We start from the raw sequence: 20341 nt of genomic DNA, 5'->3' as shown, positions 1-20341 counted from the left end.
TCCCCGGGCGGGTCACAGCTCGTACTGGACGGCGCTGCGGGCGGCCAGGTACGGGCGGACGTGCGCGGCGATCACGGCCAGGTGCACCGGGTCGGTCGCGTATCGGCGGAACGCCTCGGCGTCGGCGAAGTCGGCGACCAGAACCGTGTGCGCGTTGCCCTCGACCAGCCCGGCGTCGGCGGCCACGGTGAACGCCAGCGGACCGGGGACCTGCTCGGGCAGCCGGCGCAGCGCGGCGACCGTCTCCGCGCGGCGGTCCTCGTCGGCGGCGTCGGACCAGGTGAAGTGCACGACGTGTCGGATCACACCGGTCACCCTGTCAGCCGGGCGGACCGGAGGGGGTCGGTAGTGTCCGGCGCATGGGACGACGGCTGCGGATCGCACTGCTGTCGTACCGCAGCAAGCCCCACGGCGGCGGGCAGGGCGTCTACGTCCGGGCGCTCTCGCGGGAGCTGACCGCCCTGGGCCACTCCGTCGAGGTGCTCAGCGGCCAGCCCTATCCCGAGCTCGACGACGGCGTCCCGCTGACCCGGGTGCCCAGCCTCGACCTCTACCGCGAGCCCGATCCGTTCCGCACCCCGCGGCCCTCGGAGTTCCGCGACTGGATCGACGTCGCCGAGTGGGCCGCGATGTGCACCGCCGGCTTCCCCGAGCCGCTGACGTTCACCCTCCGCGCGGCCCGCCTGCTGCTCCCGCGCGCCGCGGAGTTCGACGTCGTCCACGACAACCAGAGCCTGGGCTACGGGCTGCTGCGGCTGGTCCGCGCCGGGGTCCCGACGGTGGCCACCGTGCACCACCCGGTGGCCATCGACCGGCAGCTCGAGCTCGCCGCCGCGCCCACGCTGCGCCGCCGGCTGACGCTGTCCCGCTGGTACGGCTTCACCGCGATGCAGGCGCGGGTCGCGCCGCGGCTGGACGCGGTCACGACGGTGTCGGAGAGCTCCCGCCGCGACATCGAGACCCACCTGCACGTGCCCGCGGCCGGCGTCGAGGTCATCCCCGTGGGCATCGACCCCGGCGTCTTCACCCCGCCGCCGGCCGGCCGCCCGCGCGAGGTCGACTCGATCGTGGTCACCACCAGCGCCGACGTCCCGCTCAAGGGCCTGGTGCACCTGCTCGAGGCGCTGGCCAAGCTGCGCACCGAGCGTGCGGTGCGGCTCACCGTGGTCGGCACCGCCCGGCCCGGCGGCCCCGCCGAGTCGGCGCTGGACCGCCTGGGCCTGCGCGACGCCGTCCGGTTCACCGGCCCGCTGCCCGAGGCCGACCTCGTCCGGCTGCTGCAGTCGGCGACGGTGGCCGCGATCCCCTCGCTGTACGAGGGCTTCTCGCTGCCGGCGGTAGAGGCCATGGCGTGCGGCACCCCGCTGGTGACCACCGACGCCGGCGCGCTGCCCGAGGTCGTGGGCACGCAGGCCGGGCTGCGGGTGCGGGCCGGCGACGTCGACGAGCTGACCGCGGCGCTGCGGATGGTGCTGGAGAACCCCGCGCTGCAGGAGCAGCTGGGCCGCGCCGGCCGCCGACGGGTGCTGGCGGCCTACACCTGGCGGGCGACCGCCGAGCGGACCGCCGACTGGTACGCCCGCGTGCTGGAGGAGAAGGGCCGCCCGTGCTGACCGTCGACTACGACCTGCTCGACCTGCGGCCGGGGGCGACCGTCCTGGACCTCGGCTGCGGCGAGGGCCGGCACGCCTTCGAGGCCTACCGCCGCGGCGCGCGCGTGGTCGCCGTCGACCGGGGCGGGTCCGAGGTGGAGACGACGAAGCGCTGGCTGGAGGCGATCGCGGAGGCCGGCGAGGCGCCCGAGGGTGCCCGGTACGAGGTGGTGCGCGGCGACCTGCTGCACCTGCCCTTCCCCGACGCGAGCGTCGACCGGGTCATCGCCTCGGAGGTGCTCGAGCACGTCCCCGACGACGCCCGGGCGATGGCCGAGATCGTCCGGGTGCTCAAGCCGGGCGGGCGGGCGGTGGTGACCGTGCCGCGGTACGGCCCCGAGCGGGTGTGCTGGGCGCTGTCGGACGCCTACCACGCCAACGAGGGCGGCCACGTGCGCATCTACCGCGGCGACGCACTGCGCGCGCGGCTGCGGGTCGCCGGGCTGGTGCCGGGCCGGAGCCACCACGCCCACGCGCTGCACGCGCCGTACTGGTGGCTCAAGTGCGCCGTCGGCGTGGAGCGCGACACCGCCGTCGTGCGCGCCTACCACCGGCTGCTCGTCTGGGACCTGACCAAGCGGCCGTGGCTGACCCGGACCGCCGAGCGGCTGCTCGACCCGCTGATCGGCAAGAGCCTGGTGGTCTACGCGGACAAGCCCGCCGCCGGTGGCGCGGGCCGCGCCGGCCGCCGCACGGTCACCGCGGCCGGGGAGCGGGAGCGGACCGCTGCCACGCGCTGACCTCCCCGAGCTCCCCGGTGTCCTCGACGGCGCCGCCGTGCGCCGCACGGTGGCGGCGATCGCGGCGGAGCAGGGTGCCGACGGTGCGCTGCCGTGGTTCCACGGGGGGCAGCTGGACCCGTGGGACTCGGTCGAGGCGGCGATGGCGCTGGAGGTGGGCGGCGAGCACGGCCGCGCCGCGGCCGCCTACCGCTGGCTGGCCGGCCGGCAGCGCCCCGACGGCTCCTGGGCCGCGGAGTACCGCGCCGGCGGGGAGACCTCGCCTGCCGTGGAGAGCAACCACGCCGGCTACCTCGCCGTGGGCGCCTGGCACTCCTGGCTGGCCAGCCGCGACGAGGCGCTGGCCGGTGAGCTGTGGCCGGTGGTGCGCCGCGGCCTCGACCTCGTGGTGCGCATGCAGCTCGACAGCGGCGCGGTGGGCTGGGCGCTGCGGCCCGACGGCAGCCCCGACGACACCGCGCTGCTGACCGGCAACGCGAGCCTGTTCCAGTCGCTGCGCTGCGGCATCGCGCTGGCCGGGCTGGTCGGGGACCCCCAGCCGGACTGGGAGCTGGCCGTCACCGGCCTCGGGACGGCGCTGCGCAGCGAGCCCGGCGCCTTCGCCGACCGGTCGCGGTACTCGATGGACTGGTACTACCCGGTGCTGGCCGGCGCGGTGACCGGCGAGGCCGCGCGGGCCCGGCTGGCCGCCGACTGGGACCGCTTCGTCGTCCCGGGCCTGGGTGCCCGCTGCGTCGCCGACCGCCCCTGGGTGACCGGCGCGGAGACCTGCGAGCTGGCGCTGGCGCTGGCCGTCGCCGGCCAGCCCGAGGCCGCGCGCGAGCAGGTGGCGGCCATGCAGCACCTGCGCCACGACGACGGCTCGTACTGGACGGGGCTGGTCTACGCCGACGACGCCCGCTGGCCGGTCGAGCGCACCACCTGGACGGCGGCGGCGGTGGTGCTCGCCGCCGACGCGCTCTCCGGGGCGACCCCGGCGTCGGGGCTGTTCGCGGACCCGTCCGCGCTGCCGGCGCCGGGCACCGAGGACGCGCCCGGTTCGGCGGCCCCGCTGCCGGGCAGTCGACAACCGTGACCAGCACGACCGAGCACCCCGACACGTCCCCGCCCCCCACCGCCGACGGCGTCACCGTCGTCGTCATGAGCCGCGACCGGCGCGACGACCTGCTGGCGACCCTCCCCCGGCACGAGGCGCCGGTGGTGCTGGTCGACAACGGCTCCACCGACGGGACGGTGGACGCCGTGCGGGCGGCCCTGCCCGAGGTGACCGTGCTGCCGCTGACCGAGAACGTCGGTGCCCGGGCGCGCACCATCGGCGCCGGGCACGCCGGCACGGAGTTCGTGGCCTTCGCCGACGACGACTCCTGGTGGGCGCCGGGCGACCTCGCCCGTGCCGCGGCGGTCATGCGCGCCCACCCGCGGCTGGCGGTGCTGAACGCGCGCGTCCTGGTCGGCCCGGAGGAGCGGCCGGACCCGCTGTGCCCCGAGCTGGCGGCCAGCCCGCTGGGCACGCCCCCGCACCTGCCCGGCCCGCGGCTGCTCGGCTTCATCGGGTGCGCGGCGATGGTGCGCACCGAGGCCTTCCTCGCCGCCGGCGGCTTCGACCCGGTGGTGCGCTTCCCCGGCGAGGAGGAACGGCTCGCGCTCGACCTCGCGGCGGCCGGCTGGGACATCGCCTACGTCGACTCGGTGACGGTGCACCACCACCCCTCGACGCGGCGGTCCGACCCGGCGGAGCGGCGGGCGGCGATCTGGCGGTCGAAGGCGCTCACGGCGGTCATGCGGCTGCCGTGGCACGACGTCGCGCGCACCGTGGGAGCCGCACTGCGGGCCGGCGCCGCGGAGCGGCGCGGCCTGCGGCGGGCGGCGCCGGACCTGCCGGCCGCGCTGCGCCGCCGTCGCCGGGTGCCGGCGCACGTGCTCGCCGACCTGCGCCTGCTCGCGGGGGACGCGTGACGGCCACCCAGGCCCGGCCGGAGGCCACCGGCACCGGGCCGGACCCACGGGTCGCCGTCGTGGTGATCACCCACCAGCGGCGCGACGAGGTGCTGAGCGCGCTCACGCGGCTGGTGGCGCTGCCCGAGCGGCCGCACGTGGTGGTGGTCGACAACGGCTCGACCGACGGCACCGCCGACGCGGTCCGCGAGCGGTTCCCGGCCGTCGATCTGGTGGCCAGCCCGGAGAACCTGGGCGCGGTCGGCCGCAACGTGGGCGTCGCCCGGCTCGCCACCCCCTACGTCGCCTTCTGCGACGACGACACGTGGTGGGACCCGGGGTCGCTGCGGACCGCCGCCGACGTGCTCGACGCCCATCCGCGGCTGGCCGTGGTGACCGGGCGGATCCTCGTCGAGCCCGGCGGCCGCGAGGACCCGATCGTGCCGGAGCTGCGCGACTCCCCCGTCCCCGGCGCCGACTGGCTGCCCGGGCCGGCGCTGGGCTCGTTCCTCGCGGGCGCCAGCGTGGTGCGCCGGGAGGCGTTCCTGGAGGTCGGCGGCTTCTGCGAGCGGCTGTGGCTGGGCGGGGAGGAGGAGCTCATGGCCGGCGACCTCGCCGCCGCCGGCTGGGAGCTGTGCTACCTGCCCGCGCTGACCGTGCACCACCAGGCCTCGCGGGCCCGAGACTCCCACCGCCGCCGCCGCGACGGCATCCGCAACACGCTGTGGACGACGTGGCTGCGGCGCCCGCTGCGGCCGGCGCTGCGCCGCACGCTGCACCTGCTGGCCACGCTCCCCCGCGACCGGGTGACCGTGCAGGGGCTGCTGGCCGCGGTGCGCGGCGTCCCGTGGGTGGTGCGCGAGCGCCGGGTGCTGCCCCCGCACGCCGAGGCGCGCTTCGCCGCACTCGACGCCCTCCAGCGGCGCAGCACGGCACGGAGGTACGTCAGCTGACCGGCGAGGCATAGGAAGCTTTCCGCACGTCTACGGGCTCCGCACGTGCGGAGAGCTTCCTATGCCCGGCGAGTCGCGCAGTCGATGCAGGTGCGGGCCGTGGGACGGGCCTCCAGGCGCTCGGGGGCGATCGGCCGGCCGCAGGACTCGCACCGGCCGTAGGTGCCGGCCTCCACGGCGGTGACCGCGGCGTCGACGTCGGCCAGGCGGCGGCGCGCCTGCTCGAGCAGCGCCGCCACCTGCTGCCGCTCGAACGCGATCGTGGCGCCCTCCGGGTCGTGCTCGTCGTCGGCGTTGGACGCCTGCGAGGCGGCGACGATCTCGTCGAACTGGCGGGTCAGCGCCTCGATCTGCGCCTGGGCGGCCGCCCGCTCCGCCCCCAGCGGGTCAGCGCTCACGGCGCAGCAGCCGCAGGGAGCCGGTGCCGGGCAGCTCGGTGAAGTCGCCGGTGGCCAGCACCCGCGTGTAGACGCCGAACGGGGCCTGCCCGCCGTCGGCGGGGTCGGGGAAGACGTCGTGGATGGCCAGCGTCCCGCCGACGGCGAGCTTGGCCACCCAGGCGTCCTGGTCGCGGCGGGCGGACTCCTCGGTGTGGCTGCCGTCGAGGAACAGCAGCGCCGGCGGGGTCGACCACAGCGGCGCCAGCACCTCCGACCGCGCGACGACGGCGACGACGACGTCCTCGGCGCCGGCGTCGGCGATGGTGCGGCGGAACCGCGGCAGCGTGTCCACCAGCCCGACGGCGGGGTCGACCAGCGACGGGTCGTGGTACTCCCAGCCGGGCTGGTGCTCCTCGGAGCCGCGGTGGTGGTCGACGGTGACCACCTGCCGCCCGGTCTCCCGCGCGGCGGCGGCGAGGTAGAGCGCGGACTTCCCCATCCAGGAGCCGATCTCGAGCAACGGCCCGGGGACGGCGACGGCGCGGGCGGCCTCGTACAGGGCGCGGCCCTCGTCGGCGGGCATGAAACCGGGGGCCGCCTCCGCGGCGGCCAGGAGATGGCTCATCGGGCGAACCTCGCACGCAGGGCCGACATCCGCCGCTCCGGGGCTGCGCCCGCCGCCGTCCCGGCCGCGGTGGCGAAGAACGCGCCGGCCGCCGTCGTCACCGGGACCGCCAGCACCAGCGCGATGGCGCCCACCATCGTCCGGATGACCTCCTCGGCCAGCGCCGAGCTGGTCAGCACGACCCCGGCCGGCTGGGCGTAGATCTCGAACAGCAGCAGCAGCGGCAGCGCGGCCCCGGCGTAGGCGAACACGATCGTGTACACCGTCGAGGCGATGTGGTCGCGGCCCACCGCCATGCCGCGGCGGTAGAGCGCCCGCCAGCCCATCGCGGGGTCCACCTCGTGCAGCTGCCACAGCGCCGAGGCCTGGGTGATCGTGACGTCGTTGAGCACGCCGAGCCCCGCGACGACGACGCCGGCGATGACCAGCCCGGAGAAGTCGAGCGTCGGGTCGTACGTGAGCAGCTGGGTGGTCTCCTCGCTGGTCAGGCCGGTCAGCCGCGCCGCGGCGACCGATGCCGCGCCGAGCCCGGTGACCAGGGCCAGGCCGAACAGCGTGCCCACGAGCGCCGTCGTCGTCCGGGCGGAGAAGCCGTGGGCGAGGTAGAGGACGACGAACATGATCGCGGCCGAGCCGACGAGGCTGACCAGCGTCGGCGAGGAGCCCGCCAGCAGGGCGGGCAGCACGAACTGCAGGAGGATGAAGAACGCGAACGCGAGTCCCACCAGCGCGGCCAGCCCGCGCAGCCGGGCGACCGCGACGGTGACGAGCGCGAACGCGATCGCCAGCGCGAGCATCGGCGTGCTCCGCTCGACGTCGTAGAACTGGTAGCTCGTGCCGCCCTCGGCCCCGGGGTCGCGGGTGAGCACGATGGTGTCGCCCTCCCCGATCCCGTTGGCGACGACGTCGGCCTGCAGGTCGACCTGCTGGAACTCCCCGGCGCCGGGCCCCTCGAGCACCTCGACGACGGCGGTCGCGCAGGTGGCCTGGGAGGTGCCGGCCTCGCCGCAGGGGAACGTCTGCAACGACACGACCCGCCCGTCGGGATAGGTGGTGCCCGGGGGGAGGAAGGTCTCGGCGACCTGCTGGGCACGGGTCGGCCCGTCGTCGGGCCAGAGCACGACCAGGCCGACGACGGTGGCCAGCCCGGCGGGGACGAGCAGCAGCAGCATCAGCCACACGGCCCGGCGCCGGCGGGTCAGCGTCTCCGCGCTCGGCGGCGGCGCGTCGGGGTCCGCACCGTGGGAGTGGCCGTGGGAGGAGGAAGAGGGCGGCACCCGGTCAGGCTAGGAGCCGCGTCCCTCCGGGCCCCGCCCGACACCGGGGCTCAGGCGCTGCGCCCGTCGGGCCCGTCGGGCCGTCGGGTCTGGGCGCCGGAGGGCGGCGAGCCGCCGCCGTCGGCCGGCCCCGCCTCGGGGTCGACCACCTCGAACCGCCGCCAGAGGCCGGTCAGCTGCAGCGGCCGGACGACCGCGATCGGCGGCGAGACCAGCGCGACGGTGACCGCCCGCGGCTGCGTCATGCGCTGCAGCTGCACCAGCACCGCCATCCCGGCCGAGTTCATGAACGTCACCCCGGCCAGCTGCAGCTCCAGCCGCGAGAGCGTGGGCACCGACAGCAGCTGGTCGGTGACCGCGCGGACCAGGGGACGGCGGGCGGTCTCGGTCAGCTCGCCGGTGACGGTCACCCGGCTGACGTCACCGTCGAGCTCCACGGCGACGTCGGGGGCCTCGCCGTCGTGCCGGCCCTCTGCCTCGGGGCCGTGGTCGGCCGTGGCGCCCTCGTCCGGCGGTACGGAGTCGTCCATGTACGCGCACTTCCCGCTGCCCGCGGATCCCATGCCCGGGCGGCCGCCAGGAGCGCCTCAGACCAGTCCGTGCGCGTGGACGGCCTCGGCGACCTGCAGGAAGCCGGCGACGTTCGCGCCGAGGACGAGGTCGCCCGGGGAGCCGTACTCCTCGGCGGTGGCGGCGCACCGCTCGTGGATGCCGCGCATGATCTCCTCCAGCCGGGCCTCGGTGTGCTCGAAGGTCCAGCGGTCGCGCGAGGCGTTCTGCTGCATCTCCAGCGCGGAGGTGGCCACGCCCCCGGCGTTGGCGGCCTTGCCCGGCGCGAAGCCGATCCCGGCCTCGCGGAACACCCGCACCGCGTCGGGGGTGGCCGGCATGTTGGCGCCCTCGACGACGTAGCGGCAGCCGCCCCGGGCCAGGACCGCCGCGGCGTCCCCGTCCAGCTCGTTCTGCGTCGCGCTGGGGACGGCGACGTCGCAGGGTACGTCCCAGATGCTGCCGCCGGCCACGAACGACGCCGACGGGACGCGCTCGGCGTAGGCGCCGATCCGGGCCCGCTCGACCTCCTTGACCTGCTTGAGGACCTCGAGGTCGATGCCCTTCTCGTCGACGACGTAGCCGCTGGAGTCCGAACAGGCGACCACCGTGCCGCCGAGCTGGTGCACCTTCTCGATGCCGTGGACGGCGACGTTGCCCGACCCGCTGACGGTGACCCGCCGGCCGTCGAAGGACTCCCCGGCGGCCTCCATCATCGCCTCGGCGAAGAAGGCCGCCCCGTAGCCGGTGGCCTCCGTGCGCACCAGCGCTCCGCCCCAGCCCAGGCCCTTGCCGGTGATGACCCCGGACTCGTAGCGGTTGGTGATCCGCTTGTACTGGCCGAACAGGTAGCCGATCTCGCGGGTGCCCACCCCGATGTCACCGGCGGGCACGTCGGTGTACTCGCCGAGGTGCCGGTACAGCTCGGTCATGAAGGACTGGCAGAAGCGCATGACCTCGGCGTCGGAGCGGCCCTTGGGGTCGAAGTCCGAGCCGCCCTTGCCGCCCCCGATGGGCATGCCGGTGAGCGCGTTCTTGAACACCTGCTCGAAGCCGAGGAACTTGACGATCCCGAGGTTGACCGACGGGTGGAAGCGCAGCCCGCCCTTGTAGGGCCCGAGCGCGGAGTTGAACTCGACGCGGAAGCCGCGGTTGATCTGCACCTCCCCGGCGTCGTCCTGCCAGGGCACCCGGAAGATGACCTGCCGCTCGGGTTCGCAGATCCGCTCGACGGTCTTCATCTCGGTGTACTCGCTGTGCCGGCCGAGCACCACGGCCAGCGACTCGAGGACCTCGCGGACCGCCTGGTGGAACTCCGGCTCCGCGGGGTTGCGGCGCAGCACCTCCTCGTGGATGCGCTCGACCACCGGCGGGAGGCTGTCGGCCACGGCTGTCCTCCACTCCTCGACCGGATCCGTTCCGGATCCGCGACCCCATGATGCCGTCCGGGTACCGGCGTCCCCCTCGGGGGAGGAGGGCGCCCGAGACGTGCGGAGCCGCCGGCCTCGTCGAGGGGGGCCGGGAACAACATCCGCAGATGGACGTTTACACGAGTGCACGACCGAGGTAATCTCAAGTCGCCACTAGAGGTCCTGCCTCGGGCAGCGAACACCACACGGACACACCAGGAGGTGCACCGGCCATGATGCTGACCGCCTACGACCCGTTCGCCGCCACGTCCGCCGCCTTCCGCGCGCTCGACCAGCTCTCCGGTCGCGGCGGCACCGCCCGCGCGCTGTCGGGCATGCCGATGGACGCCTACCGGGTCGGCGACAAGTTCGTCGCCCACTTCGACCTGCCCGGCGTCGACCCCGGCTCGATCGACCTGTCCATCGAGGGCACCACGCTCACCGTCAGCGCCGAGCGCTCGGTGCCGCAGCTGGAGAACGCCGAGTGGGCCGTGGCCGAGCGTCCCTACGGCGCCTACACCCGGCAGCTGGTCCTGGGTCGCAGCCTCGACACCGACCGGCTGGAGGCCAGCTACCACGACGGCGTCCTGACCGTGAGCATCCCGGTGGCCGAGAAGGCGCGGGCCCGGAAGATCACCGTCACCCGTGCCGACGCGCCGACCCCCGTCGAGGGGCGCACCATCGAGCACGACAACGAGCAGCGCGCCGTCGAGAGCTGACCGGCGCACCGATCGGTGACCCGAGCGCGGGGCCGGGCCGCGACGGCCCGGCCCCGCGCCGTTCCCGGGCGGTCCCCGGGCCCCCGTCCGACGAGGAGTCCCCGTGAGAAGCGAGGCCAGGCACACCGCCGGCGACGGCGGCCCGGCCGGGGACGCCGCACCCGACCACGCCACAGCCGACGGCACCACGACCGACGGCACCACGGCCGACGGCACCACGACCGACAGCGCCGCCGCCGACGCCGTCCGGCAGCTCGACGACCCCGACTACCCCGCGCTGACCATGAGCCAGGCCGCGGCGCTGCTCGGCGTGCAGGCGGCCTTCCTGCGCAGCCTCGACGGCTCCGGCGTGCTGCACCCGCACCGCTCGCCCGGCGGCCACCGGCGCTACTCGCGCCACCAGCTGCTGCTCGCCGCCCGGCTGCGGGGCCTGCTCGACGAGGGCCACCCGCTGGCCTCGGCCGAGGTCATCGTCGGCCTGCAGGACGAGCTGGCCGACGCCCAGGCCGACAACGACCGGCTCCGCGACGCCGTCGACCGGCTGCGCTCACCGCGCGCCGCAGCCGGGGAGCCGGACGGCACCTGACACCCGGGCCCAGGGCCCGCCGGTCAGTGCGACCGGTCAGCGCGGCCGCAGGCCGTCGAGGAGCGCGTCGACGGTCTGCACGAGCAGCGCGTCGACGTCGGCGCCGCGGAGCACGCCGCTGACCGAGAGCGCGGCGACCCCGTGCAGGGCGGCCCACAGCGCCGTCGCGAGCGCTCCGGGGTCGCCGGCGCACACCTCCCCGCGGGCCTGCGCATCGGCGATCAGCGCGTCCGGCCCGGACAGCCCCGGGCCGTCGTGCGACTCACCGGCGGCCTTGCCGGCGAACATCAGCTCGAGGAGGGCCGGCTCCCCGGTGGCGAAGTGCACGTAGGCGCGGCCGAGAGCGAGCAGCCGGGGCCGCAGCCCGGCCTCGGCGCCGGGGTCGGCGGCGGCCAGGGCGGCGTCGAGCCGCTGCCAGCCCGAGCGGGCCAGCGCGGTCAGGAAGGCCTGGCGGTCGGGGAAGTGCCGGTTGGGGGCGGCGTGGCTGACGCCGAGGTCGCGGGCCAGCGCCCGCAGGGACAGGTCGGCGACCGTGCCGGTGCGCAGCTGGTGCGCCGCCCGCTCCAGCAGGGCGGCCCGCAGGTCGCCGTGGTGGTAGGGCTGCTCGGGTGCACGCACGTCGGAGGAGCGTAGTCCGAGTAGACGTTGACCACATTGTTGACGCCGACTACATTCACTCGGCATGACGAAGTCCTCGTTCACCGTCCCGTCCCAGGCCGGCCGCACCGCCGTCGTCACCGGCGCCACCAGCGGGCTGGGCCTGGCCACCGCCCGGGCCCTGGCCGCCGCCGGCGCCCGCGTCGTGCTCGCCGTCCGCGACACCGCCCGTGGCGAGGCCGCCGCCGCGGGCCTGCCCGGCGACGTCGAGGTGCGCCGGCTGGACCTCGCCGACCTCGCGTCGGTGCGCGACTTCGCCGCCGCGTGGCGCGGTCCGCTCGACGTCCTCGTCAACAACGCCGGGATCATGATGGTCCCCGAGGCGCGGACCGCCGACGGCTTCGAGCTGCAGTTCGGCACCAACCACCTGGGGCACTTCGCGCTGACCAACCTGCTGCTGCCGCACGTCACCGACCGGGTGGTCACGGTCTCCTCGGGGGCGCACCGCATGGGCTCGATCGACCTCGCCGACCTGAACTGGGAGCGGCGGCGCTACTCCCCCGAACGCGCCTACGGCCAGTCGAAGCTGGCCAACCTGCTGTTCACGCTCGAGCTGCAGCGCCGGCTGACCGCGACCGGCTCGCCGGTGCGCTCCGTGGCGGCGCACCCGGGGTGGTCGGCGACCGCGCTGCAGGGCCGGACGGAGAACCGGGTCAAGCACGCGGCGATGGCGCTGGGCAACCGGCTGGTCGCCCAGTCCGCCGAGCAGGGCGCCCTGCCCACGCTGTTCGTGGCCACCGCCGACCTGCCGGGCGGCAGCTACGCCGGCCCCGACGGCGCCTTCGAGATGCGCGGCGAGCCGACCCTGGTCGGGCGCACCCGCGCGGCCAGCGACCTCGACCTCGCGGCCCGGCTGTGGGCGGCCTCCGCGGAGCTGACCGGCGTCGACTTCCCGGCCACCCTCCCGGCCGGCGTCTGAGCACTTCCGCGGAAGTGCACGGCGCACCCCGTCCGGTGCGGCCCACCAGCCGCGCACGTCGGCGGAAGTGCACGGACTAGAGGGCGGGGAGGAGCAGCAGGGCGGTCGGGACGAGCAGCAGCAGCCCGGCGCCCAGCAGCGCCGCGGCCCGGCCCGCGGGAGGCAGGGGCTCGGGCGGCGCCAGCAGCCGCACCACCCGGGCGGCCACCGCGCTGCCGGCCACCGACAGCGCGCCGCTGGGGACCCCGCCACCCGCTCCCCCGGCCGCCACGACGATCGCCTGCGCCAGCGTCCGCCGCGGGTCCGTCCCGCGCAGCGAGGCCAGGGCGCGGTCGTCGGCGCGCATCTCCACCAGCTCCCGGACGGCGGCGTGCGCCCGCGCCGCCGCCGGGAGCACCGGCAGCGCCGTCTCCCACGCCACGAACGGCAGCAGGTAGAGGTGGTGCCGCTCGGCGAGGTGCGCACGCTCGTGGGCGACGACGGCGGCGAGCTGGTCGTCGTCGAGCTCGGCGACCATGCCCGAGGAGAGCACCAGCAGGGGGCGGGCGCCCGGGATGCAGAAGGCCACCGGCGCGGGGTGCTCGAGCAGCCGGGCGTCGGGCGCGGCGGCCGCGGGCCGGACGACCAGCTCGAGCAGCTCCCGGTGGCGGCGGCGGGTGCGGGTGGTGCGGACCCAGGACAGCGCGAGCACGCCCAGCAGCTCCAGCGCGAGGACGGCGGCCAGCGTCAGGGTGACCCAGTGGTCGCCGCGGACGGGGTCACGGGCGGGGTCGCCGGTGAGCACCGCCGCACCGGCCTCGGGCAGCGAGTGACCCCAGGGCGCCAGGCCGTGCACCAGCAGCGCGCCGATGATCGACAGACCGCCGGCCAGCCCGATCGCCTGCCAGCACACCAGGGCCACGAGCGGGTCGCGGCGGGGCCAGCGGGCGCGTCCCAGCAGCGCCGGGACCGGCCAGGCCAGCGCCGCGGCGAGGACCGCGAGCGCCGCGGCGGTCGCGGGCAGCACGTCAGCGGGTGCCGGCGTCCGGCGCGCTCCCGTCCAGCAGCCGGCGGAGCAGCCGCGCCTCCTCCGGGTCGACGCCGCCGACGAACCGGGCCAGCACCGCCTGCCGGTCACCGGACCGGCCGAGCACCTCGTGCATCAGCTCGGCGGCGTGCTGCTCCCGGGTCGCGGTCGGGCGGAAGCGGCGCGGCCGGGCGTCGTCGTGCTCGACGAAGCCCTTGCCCTCCAGACGGGACAGGACGGTGTGCACGGTGGTCAGCGCCAGCTCGCGGTCGGCCAGCGCGTCGCGCAGCTCCGCCGCGGCGACCGGCCCCTCGGCCGCCCACAGCACGTCCATGACGGTCCGCTCCAGGTCCCCCAGCGACGCCACGACTCCTCCTGTCGATCGGTTCTACCCAGCGTAGAACGCTCGCGCCACCCCCCGCACGGAGGCTGTCGCGCACCTCACGCCAACATCTTCTACGCGCCGTAGAGAAGCAGTTCTACGAGGCGTAGAAAGGAGGTGCCGGGAGTTCCGGCAGGTGAGGAGCAGGTGCCGTGGACGTCCTGGACATCGCCCGCTGGCAGTTCGGCATCACGACCGTCTACCACTTCCTGATGGTCCCCCTGACCATCGGCCTGGGGATCCTGGTCGCGGTGATGCACACCCTCTGGCTGCGCACCGGCAAGCCCGAGTGGCTGCGGATGACCCGCTTCTGGGGCCGCGTCTACCTGGTCAACTTCGTGCTCGGCGTGGCCACCGGCCTGGTGCAGGAGTTCCAGTTCGGCCTGGCGTGGAGCGAGTACTCCCGCTTCGTCGGCGACGTCTTCGGCTCGCTGCTGGCGATGGAGGCGCTGCTGGCCTTCTTCCTCGAGTCGACCTTCCTCGGCCTGTGGATCTTCGGCTGGGGCCGCATCCCGCAGAAGCTGCACCTGGCCGCGCTGTGGGCAGCCGTCGTCGGCTCGATCGTCAGCGCGTACCTCATCATCGCGGCCAACTCGTGGATGCAGCACCCGGTCGGCGTCACCGTCGGCCCGGACGGCCGCCCGCAGCAGGTCGACTTCCTCGCCGTGCTGACCAACAACACGGCCCTGGCCGCCTTCACCCACGCGATCGTCGCGGCGCTCATGGTCGCCGGCGCCCTGCTCGTCGGCATCGGCCTCTACCAGCTGCGGAAGCGGAGGCTGGCGCAGGCCCCCACCACCGACGTCGACCACGCCGTCTGGCGGCGCTCGGTCCGGCTGGGCGGCTGGGTCTCACTGGCCGCCTTCGTGCTGGTCGCCGTCACCGGTGACTGGCAGGGCAAGCTCATGTACCACCAGCAGCCGCTGAAGATGAGCTCGGCCGAGGCGCTGTGCGAGACCGAGGCGCCCGCGCCGTTCTCGGTGTTCGCCTGGGCCAAGCTCGGCTCCAACGAGTGCGACGACGTGCACAGCATCACCGTCCCGGGGCTGCTCTCCTTCCTCGCGCACAGCGACTTCTCCACCGCCGTCCCCGGCATCGAGGACCTGCAGGAGCAGTACGCCGAGGTCTACGGCGCCACCTACCCCGACGACCCGAGCTTCGGCGACCGCGCCGGCCAGCCCATCGACTACACCCCGGTGCTCGCGGCCACCTACTGGAGCTTCCGGCTGATGATCGGCATGGGCGCCGTGTCGGCCGGGGTGGCGGCCTACGCCCTGTGGGCCACCCGCCGCGGGCGCGTGCCGACGTCACGGGTCGGCGTCTACGGCTCGCTGCTGGCCGTCGGGGCGCCGTTCGTGGCCAACTCGGCCGGCTGGGTCTTCACCGAGATGGGCCGCCAGCCCTTCGTCGTCCACCCGAACCCCGACGTCCCGGTCGGCGAGCAGGTGTACTTCTTCACCGCCCAGGCCGTCTCCCCCGGCATCACCGCCGCCGAGGTGTGGACCTCGCTGATCAGCCTGGGCCTGCTCTACGGCGCCCTGGCCGTGGTGGAGCTGTTCCTGCTCGTCCGGCTGGTCCGCCGCGGGGTCACCACCGGCGACACCACCCCGACGCCGCCGGCGGTGGGCAGCTCCCGGCGGGACGGCGACCGGGACGACGACAACACCGACGACGACGTCCTCTCCTTCGCGTACTAGGAGCACCCGACCATGGACCTGCAGACCCTCTGGTTCGCCGCCGTGGCGGTGCTGTGGACCGGCTTCCTGCTGCTCGAGGGCTTCGACTTCGGCGTCGCGGCGCTGCTGCCGGTGCTCGGGCGGCGGACCGCCGACCGGCACCTCATGCTGCGCACCATCGGCCCGGTGTGGGACGGCAACGAGGTCTGGCTGATCACCGCCGCCGGGGCGGTGTTCGCCGCCTTCCCCGGCTGGTACGCCACCTGGCTGCCGGCGCTGTACCTGCCCTTCGTCGTGGTGCTGCTCGGCCTGATCGTGCGGGCGGTGGCCTTCGAGTGGCGGCACGGCTCGCACGACCCGCGCTGGGACGCCGCCTGGACCCGCGTCATCACCGGCGGCTCGCTGGTGGCCGCGGCCGGCGTCGGTGCGGCGCTGGGCGCGACCACGCTGGGCCTGCCGATCGACGCCGACGGCACCCGGGTCGGCGGCGCGTTCGCGGGCCTGGGCTGGTCGTCGCTGCTCGGCGCGGCGGCGGTGCTCGGCTTCTCGCTGGTCCACGGCGCGCTGTTCCTCGCGCTCAAGACCGACGGCCCGGTCCGGCTGCGGGCGCGGGCGTTCGCGCTGCGCTGGTCGCCGGTGGCCGCGCTGCCGCTGCTGGCCTGGGCCGGCCTGGTGCAGCTGCGCTCGGGCACGGCGGTCACCGCGGTGCTGTGGCTGGTGGCGGCGCTCGCCGTCGTCGTCGCCTGGACCCGGGTGCGGCTCGACCGCGAGGGCCAGGCCTTCGCCGGCTGGGCCACCGTGCTGCTGGCCTCGGCGGCCACGCTGTTCGGCGCGGCCTACCCGGTGGTGCTGCCCTCGACGGTCGACCCGGCGTTCGACGTGACCATCGCGGCGGCCTCGGTCAGCGACTACACGCTCACCGTGATGACCTGGGTGGCCGCGGTCGGGCTGCCGGTGGTGCTGGCCTACCAGGCCTGGACCTACTGGGTGTTCCGGAAGCGGCTCACCGCCGAGCCGGAGCACGAGGCGGTGGCCGCGTGACCTCGCGGGGGCCGCTCGCGCCGCTGGCCGGCGTGCCGGGGCTGCCCGGCGCGCTGGCCCGGGCGGCGGCCGCCGCGCTGGTGTCGACGGCGGGGCTGGTGCTGCTCGCCGCCGGCCTGGCGCACGCCGTCGCCCGCGCCGCGGGGTACGCCGACGGCGCGGTGACCGGCCCGCTGGCGCTGGCTGCGGCCGGCGCGGTGGTGCGCGCGCTCGCCGGGACCCTCGGCGAGCGGGCCGCCGCCCGCGACGCCCGCCGCGCCGAGGACGCGCTGCGCCGCGCCCTGCTCGACCGGCTGGCCTCCTCCCCGGCCGCGGTCGTCGCCGCCGGCGGTCCGGCACCCGCCGCGGTGCTGGCCACCACGCGGCTGGCCGACCTCGCGCCCGGCCTGGCCGGCTACCTGCCCGCTCTCGCGCAGGCGGCGCTCGTGCCGCCGGTGCTGCTGGTCGTGCTCGCCGCCACCGACCTGCTGTCCGCGGGTCTGGTCGCGGTCACCCTGCCGCTGGTGCCGCTGTTCCTCGCGCTGGTCGGGCTGGCCACCCGCGACGGCACCACCGGCGCCGCGCGGGCGCTGGACCGGCTGGCCGCGCACGTCGCCGAGCTGGTCCGCGGGCTGCCGGTGCTGGTGGGCCTCGGGCGGGCCGCCGAGCAGGTGGCCGCGCTCGCCGAGCTGGGCGAGGCCTCGCGCCGGCGGACGCTGGCCACGCTGCGGCTGGCCTTCCTCTCCGCACTGGTCCTCGAGCTGATCGCCACGCTGTCGGTCGCGCTGGTCGCGGTCACCGTGGGCCTGCGGCTGGTGCACGGCGACCTCGACCTCGCCGTCGGCCTGACCGCGCTGCTGCTCGCCCCGGAGGCCTTCGCGCCGCTGCGCGCCCTGGGCACCGCCCACCACGCCGGCGAGGCCGCCACGCTGGCCGCCGCCGAGGCCCGCGCGGTGCTCGCGGCGCCGGTCCCGCCGGCCGCCCCCGAGCCGGACGACGCCGACCCCCGCGACGCCGACCCCCGCGGCGCCGAGGTCGCCGTCGCCGGGCTGACCGTGCGCCACCCCGGCCGGGCGGTGCCCGCGCTGCCGCCCACCGACCTCGTGCTGCGCCCCGGCGAGCTGGTCGTGCTGCGCGGCCCCAGCGGCTCGGGCAAGTCGACGCTGCTCGCCGCACTCACCGGCGCCCTCGACCCGGCCGCCGACGTCGCCGGCACCGTCACCGGGGTGCCGGCCGGCGGTGTCGCGCTGGTCGCCCAGCACCCGCGGACGACCGCGCCGACGGTCGCCGACGAGCTGCGCCGGCACGCCGCGCCGTCGCCCGGCCCGGACGCCGTGGTCGCCGAGGCGTTCGTCGTCGAGGCGCTGGAGCGGGTGGGCGCGGGCGACCTCGCCGGCCGCGACTGCGCCACCCTCTCCCCCGGCGAGCTGCAGCGCGTGGCGCTGGCCCGGGCGCTGGTGCGGGTCCGCCGCGGCGCCCGGCTGCTGCTGGCCGACGAGCCCACCGCGCACCTCGACGAGGCCTCGGCCGCCCGCGTCGCCGCCGTCCTGGCCGGCCTGCGCGGCACGGTCACCGTCCTGCTGGTCACGCACGACCCGGCGCTGGCCGCGCTGGCCGACCGCACGGTGACGCTGTCCGGTGCCGCCGCCCCCGCTGTGGCATCTCCTCCTGCCTCCGCGAGATCGGCGGTCTCGTGGCGATCGGCGCCCGATGACCACGAGAGCGCCGATCTCGCGGGGGGAGGGAGCAGCGGCGCGACGACGGCGCTCGGCTGGCCGCGCCGGGCGCTGCTGCGGGCGGTCGCGGCGGGCACGGCCTCGGCCAGCGCCGGCGTCGCGCTGACCGCCGTCTCCGGCTGGCTGATCGTCCGCGCGGCGGAGATGCCCCCGATCCTCACGCTGCTGGTCGCCATCGTCGGCGTCCGCGCCTTCGGCCTCGGCCGGGCGGTGCTGCGCTGGGTCGAGCGGCTCACCGCGCACGACGCCGCCCTGCGCATGGCCGCCGACCTGCGGGTGCGGGTGTGGCGCGCGCTGGCCGCGCAGGGCGTGGCCGCCGACCGGACGCCGGGCAGCGCGCTGGCCCGGGTGGTCGGCGACGTCGGGCTGGTGCAGGACCTCTCGGTGCGCGTGGTCCCGCCGGCGCTGGTCGCCGCCACCGTCCCGGCGCTCACCCTCGCCGGGCTGGCGCTGGTCTCCCCGGCCGCCGCGGGCGCCGCCGCGCTGGTGCTGGCCGCCACCGCCGCGCTCGTGGTGCTGGCGCACCGCCGCGTCGACGCCGGTGCCGCCCGCGCGGAGGGCACGCTGCGGGTCGCCGCGCTGCGCGAGGTCACCACGGCGCTGGAGGGCGCGGCCGACCTGCGCGCGCACGGTCTCGCCGCCGCGACCGCCGCCGACCTCGCCGCCGTCGCCGCCCGCCGCTCGGCCGCCGCGGCCACCGGCGCCCGGGCCGGCGCACTCGGCAGCGGGCTGGTCGTGCTCGGCACCGGCCTGGCCGCGGTGCTCGCCACCGCCGTCGGCGCGGGCGCCGGGCTGCCCGGCCCGGCGGTGGCGGTGCTGGGCCTCGCGCCGCTGGCGCTGGCCGAGCCGCTCACCGGCCTGGTCACCTCGCTGCAGCGGCGCGGCGCGCTGGCCGACGCCCGCGCCCGCCTCGACGCCGTCCTCACCGCCCCGGTGCCCGCCGACCCCGCCGCCCCGCGGCCGGCCCCGGCCCCGGTGCGCGACCTCGCCGTCACCGGCCTGACCGCCGGCTGGCCCGGGGGGCCCGACGTGCTGCGCGGGCTGACCGCGCGGGCCGGCGCCGACGGCGGCTGGCTGGTGGTCCGCGGCCCCTCGGGCGCCGGCAAGTCGACCCTCCTCGCGGTGCTCCTCGCGGCGCTGCGCCCGCGCGGCGGCAGCTACACGCTGGGCGGCGCCGACACCGCGACGCTCACCGGCGACGCGGTCCGGGCGCGGACGGCGTGGCTGCCGCAGGAGGCGCACGTGTTCGCCTCGACCATCCGGGCGAACCTCGCGCTGGCCGCCCCGCGCGGGGAGCTGGCCGGCGCCGACGGCGCGGCGCGGATGACCGCCGCGCTCACCGCGGCCGGCCTCGGGCCGCTGCTGGCCGGGCTGCCCGAGGGCCTCGACACCCCGGTCGGCGCCGGCGGCACGGCGCTGTCGGGCGGCGAGCGGCGCCGGCTGGCCGCGGCCCGCGCCCTCCTGGCCGACCGCGACGTCGTCCTGCTCGACGAGCCGACCGCCCACCTCGACCCGCCGACCGCCGCCACGCTGGTGGCCGACCTCCGGCAGGCGCTGGTCGGGCGGGTGGTGGTCTGCGTGACCCACGACGACGCCGTCGAGCGGCCCGGTGACACGGTCCTCGACCTCGGCGCGCGGGAGGCCGTGCCCGCCTGAGGGACGGGCGGGACCGGTCAGGCCGCCATCGCGCGCGGGCGGAGCGGGCCGCCCGGCGGGACCCGGCGCACCTCGAAGCCGGGGCTGCGGGGCAGCAGCGGGTCGGCGACCACGGGCAGCCCGGCGGGTTCCCCGAGCAGGCCGGCGGCGAGCCCGGCCGGGCGCAGCTGGCCGTGCAGGCGGTCGAGCAGCTCGGGCCGCACGCGGATCTCGCGCGGCGGCGCGGCGCCGGGCTCCCAGGCGACGGCGAGCAGGTCGCCGACCAGGCGGGAGCGCGGCGCGGCCACCGGCGTCACCGGGGCGATCGGGGTGACCGGGGCCACCGGCGTCACCGGGGCGGCGGTGTGGACGGCGAGGGTGGCGGTGGCCATGGCGAGCCTCCTGGGCGGTTCCCCGTGCTCGGTCCAGCTGTCTCCTGTGAGGTCCTGCCTACCCCTGAGGTGTGACAGTTCCGGGCTGATACC

Annotated in this window: 21 protein-coding genes; 11 read left to right on the top strand and 10 right to left on the bottom strand. The window is 76.9% G+C overall.

Features of this window, described 5'->3' with window-relative positions; all coding sequences use genetic code 11:
• Positions 1-12: 12 nt before the first annotated feature.
• Positions 13-306 carry a Dabb family protein gene (locus tag ACI78U_RS07395; protein WP_456874642.1) on the bottom strand — a complete coding sequence of 98 codons (294 nt, stop codon included), beginning with the start codon at positions 304-306 and terminating at the stop codon, positions 13-15.
• A 53-nt stretch (positions 307-359) separates the two neighbouring features.
• On the opposite strand from ACI78U_RS07395, the gene ACI78U_RS07390 reads away from it, so the two are divergent.
• Genes ACI78U_RS07390 through ACI78U_RS07370 form a run of 5 tightly spaced genes read left to right on the top strand, consistent with a single transcriptional unit; the run spans position 360 to position 5280 of the window.
• Positions 360-1613: a glycosyltransferase family 4 protein gene (locus ACI78U_RS07390; RefSeq protein ID WP_456874641.1), complete on the top strand. Its 1254-nt coding sequence runs from the start codon at positions 360-362 to the stop codon at positions 1611-1613.
• Complete coding sequence (locus ACI78U_RS07385; protein ID WP_456874640.1) at positions 1607-2392, top strand: methyltransferase domain-containing protein; 786 nt, start codon at positions 1607-1609, stop codon at positions 2390-2392. Before ACI78U_RS07390 ends, ACI78U_RS07385 begins: the two co-directional genes overlap by 7 nt.
• 37 nt (positions 2393-2429) lie before the next feature.
• Positions 2430-3467, top strand: a complete 1038-nt coding sequence (locus ACI78U_RS07380) for a prenyltransferase (RefSeq protein WP_456874639.1) — start codon at positions 2430-2432, stop codon at positions 3465-3467.
• Entirely contained in the window at positions 3464-4348 is an 885-nt protein-coding gene (locus tag ACI78U_RS07375; RefSeq protein ID WP_456874638.1) for a glycosyltransferase family 2 protein, read from the top strand. Before ACI78U_RS07380 ends, ACI78U_RS07375 begins: the two co-directional genes overlap by 4 nt.
• Positions 4345-5280 carry a glycosyltransferase family 2 protein gene (locus tag ACI78U_RS07370; protein ID WP_456874637.1) on the top strand — a complete coding sequence of 312 codons (936 nt, stop codon included), beginning with the start codon at positions 4345-4347 and terminating at the stop codon, positions 5278-5280. Before ACI78U_RS07375 ends, ACI78U_RS07370 begins: the two co-directional genes overlap by 4 nt.
• A 59-nt stretch (positions 5281-5339) precedes the next feature.
• Here ACI78U_RS07370 and ACI78U_RS07365 read toward each other — a convergent pair whose 3' ends face one another.
• Genes ACI78U_RS07365 through gdhA form a run of 5 tightly spaced genes read right to left on the bottom strand, consistent with a single transcriptional unit; the run spans position 5340 to position 9499 of the window.
• Positions 5340-5678 carry a TraR/DksA family transcriptional regulator gene (locus tag ACI78U_RS07365; protein ID WP_456874636.1) on the bottom strand — a complete coding sequence of 113 codons (339 nt, stop codon included), beginning with the start codon at positions 5676-5678 and terminating at the stop codon, positions 5340-5342.
• A complete protein-coding gene (locus tag ACI78U_RS07360; RefSeq protein WP_456874635.1) occupies positions 5668-6285 on the bottom strand; it encodes a class I SAM-dependent methyltransferase in 618 nt (205 codons plus the stop codon). Before ACI78U_RS07360 ends, ACI78U_RS07365 begins: the two co-directional genes overlap by 11 nt.
• Positions 6282-7562 carry a YibE/F family protein gene (locus ACI78U_RS07355; RefSeq protein WP_456874634.1) on the bottom strand — a complete coding sequence of 427 codons (1281 nt, stop codon included), beginning with the start codon at positions 7560-7562 and terminating at the stop codon, positions 6282-6284. The genes ACI78U_RS07360 and ACI78U_RS07355 overlap by 4 nt, the downstream gene beginning before the upstream one ends.
• 50 nt (positions 7563-7612) lie before the next feature.
• Entirely contained in the window at positions 7613-8092 is a 480-nt protein-coding gene (locus tag ACI78U_RS07350) for an STAS domain-containing protein (RefSeq protein WP_456874633.1), read from the bottom strand.
• A 57-nt stretch (positions 8093-8149) separates the two neighbouring features.
• Positions 8150-9499: an NADP-specific glutamate dehydrogenase gene (gdhA, locus tag ACI78U_RS07345; RefSeq protein WP_456874632.1), complete on the bottom strand. Its 1350-nt coding sequence runs from the start codon at positions 9497-9499 to the stop codon at positions 8150-8152.
• A 254-nt stretch (positions 9500-9753) separates the two neighbouring features.
• On the opposite strand from gdhA, the gene ACI78U_RS07340 reads away from it, so the two are divergent.
• Complete coding sequence (locus tag ACI78U_RS07340) at positions 9754-10239, top strand: Hsp20/alpha crystallin family protein (RefSeq protein ID WP_456874631.1); 486 nt, start codon at positions 9754-9756, stop codon at positions 10237-10239.
• A gap of 103 nt (positions 10240-10342) precedes the next feature.
• The gene (locus ACI78U_RS07335; RefSeq protein ID WP_456874630.1) at positions 10343-10825 is read left to right on the top strand and encodes a MerR family transcriptional regulator; all 483 of its coding nucleotides are present in this window, start codon (positions 10343-10345) and stop codon (positions 10823-10825) included.
• Between the two features lie 36 nt (positions 10826-10861).
• On the opposite strand, the gene ACI78U_RS07330 is transcribed toward ACI78U_RS07335, so the two are convergent.
• The gene (locus ACI78U_RS07330; protein WP_456874629.1) at positions 10862-11443 is read right to left on the bottom strand and encodes a TetR/AcrR family transcriptional regulator; all 582 of its coding nucleotides are present in this window, start codon (positions 11441-11443) and stop codon (positions 10862-10864) included.
• A gap of 64 nt (positions 11444-11507) precedes the next feature.
• Between ACI78U_RS07330 and ACI78U_RS07325 the strand changes: the two genes are divergently transcribed.
• Positions 11508-12401 (top strand): oxidoreductase, encoded by an 894-nt coding sequence (locus ACI78U_RS07325; protein ID WP_456874628.1) that lies wholly within the window; start codon positions 11508-11510, stop codon positions 12399-12401.
• Positions 12402-12477: 76 nt separating this feature from the next.
• Here ACI78U_RS07325 and ACI78U_RS07320 read toward each other — a convergent pair whose 3' ends face one another.
• A complete protein-coding gene (locus ACI78U_RS07320) occupies positions 12478-13407 on the bottom strand; it encodes a M56 family metallopeptidase (RefSeq protein ID WP_456874627.1) in 930 nt (309 codons plus the stop codon).
• Position 13408: 1 nt separating this feature from the next.
• The gene (locus ACI78U_RS07315) at positions 13409-13774 is read right to left on the bottom strand and encodes a BlaI/MecI/CopY family transcriptional regulator (protein ID WP_456874626.1); all 366 of its coding nucleotides are present in this window, start codon (positions 13772-13774) and stop codon (positions 13409-13411) included.
• Between the two features lie 167 nt (positions 13775-13941).
• Between ACI78U_RS07315 and ACI78U_RS07310 the strand changes: the two genes are divergently transcribed.
• The 3 genes from ACI78U_RS07310 to cydC are packed head-to-tail and all read left to right on the top strand — an operon-like array spanning position 13942 to position 19877.
• A complete protein-coding gene (locus tag ACI78U_RS07310) occupies positions 13942-15486 on the top strand; it encodes a cytochrome ubiquinol oxidase subunit I (protein WP_456874625.1) in 1545 nt (514 codons plus the stop codon).
• 12 nt (positions 15487-15498) lie between these two features.
• A complete protein-coding gene (gene cydB, locus ACI78U_RS07305; RefSeq protein WP_456874624.1) occupies positions 15499-16506 on the top strand; it encodes a cytochrome d ubiquinol oxidase subunit II in 1008 nt (335 codons plus the stop codon).
• Entirely contained in the window at positions 16503-19877 is a 3375-nt protein-coding gene (gene cydC / locus ACI78U_RS07300; RefSeq protein ID WP_456874623.1) for a thiol reductant ABC exporter subunit CydC, read from the top strand. The genes cydB and cydC overlap by 4 nt, the downstream gene beginning before the upstream one ends.
• A gap of 17 nt (positions 19878-19894) precedes the next feature.
• Here the strand turns inward: cydC and ACI78U_RS07295 are convergent, their stop codons facing one another.
• On the bottom strand, positions 19895-20248 hold the full coding sequence (locus ACI78U_RS07295) for a hypothetical protein (RefSeq protein WP_456874622.1): 354 nt from the start codon (positions 20246-20248) through the stop codon (positions 19895-19897).
• Positions 20249-20341 lie beyond the last annotated feature (93 nt).

Source organism: Geodermatophilus sp. SYSU D00710 (assembly GCF_054050195.1).
The sequence above is the reverse complement of the archived record's forward strand: the minus strand, read 5'-3'. Positions and strand labels throughout refer to the sequence as shown.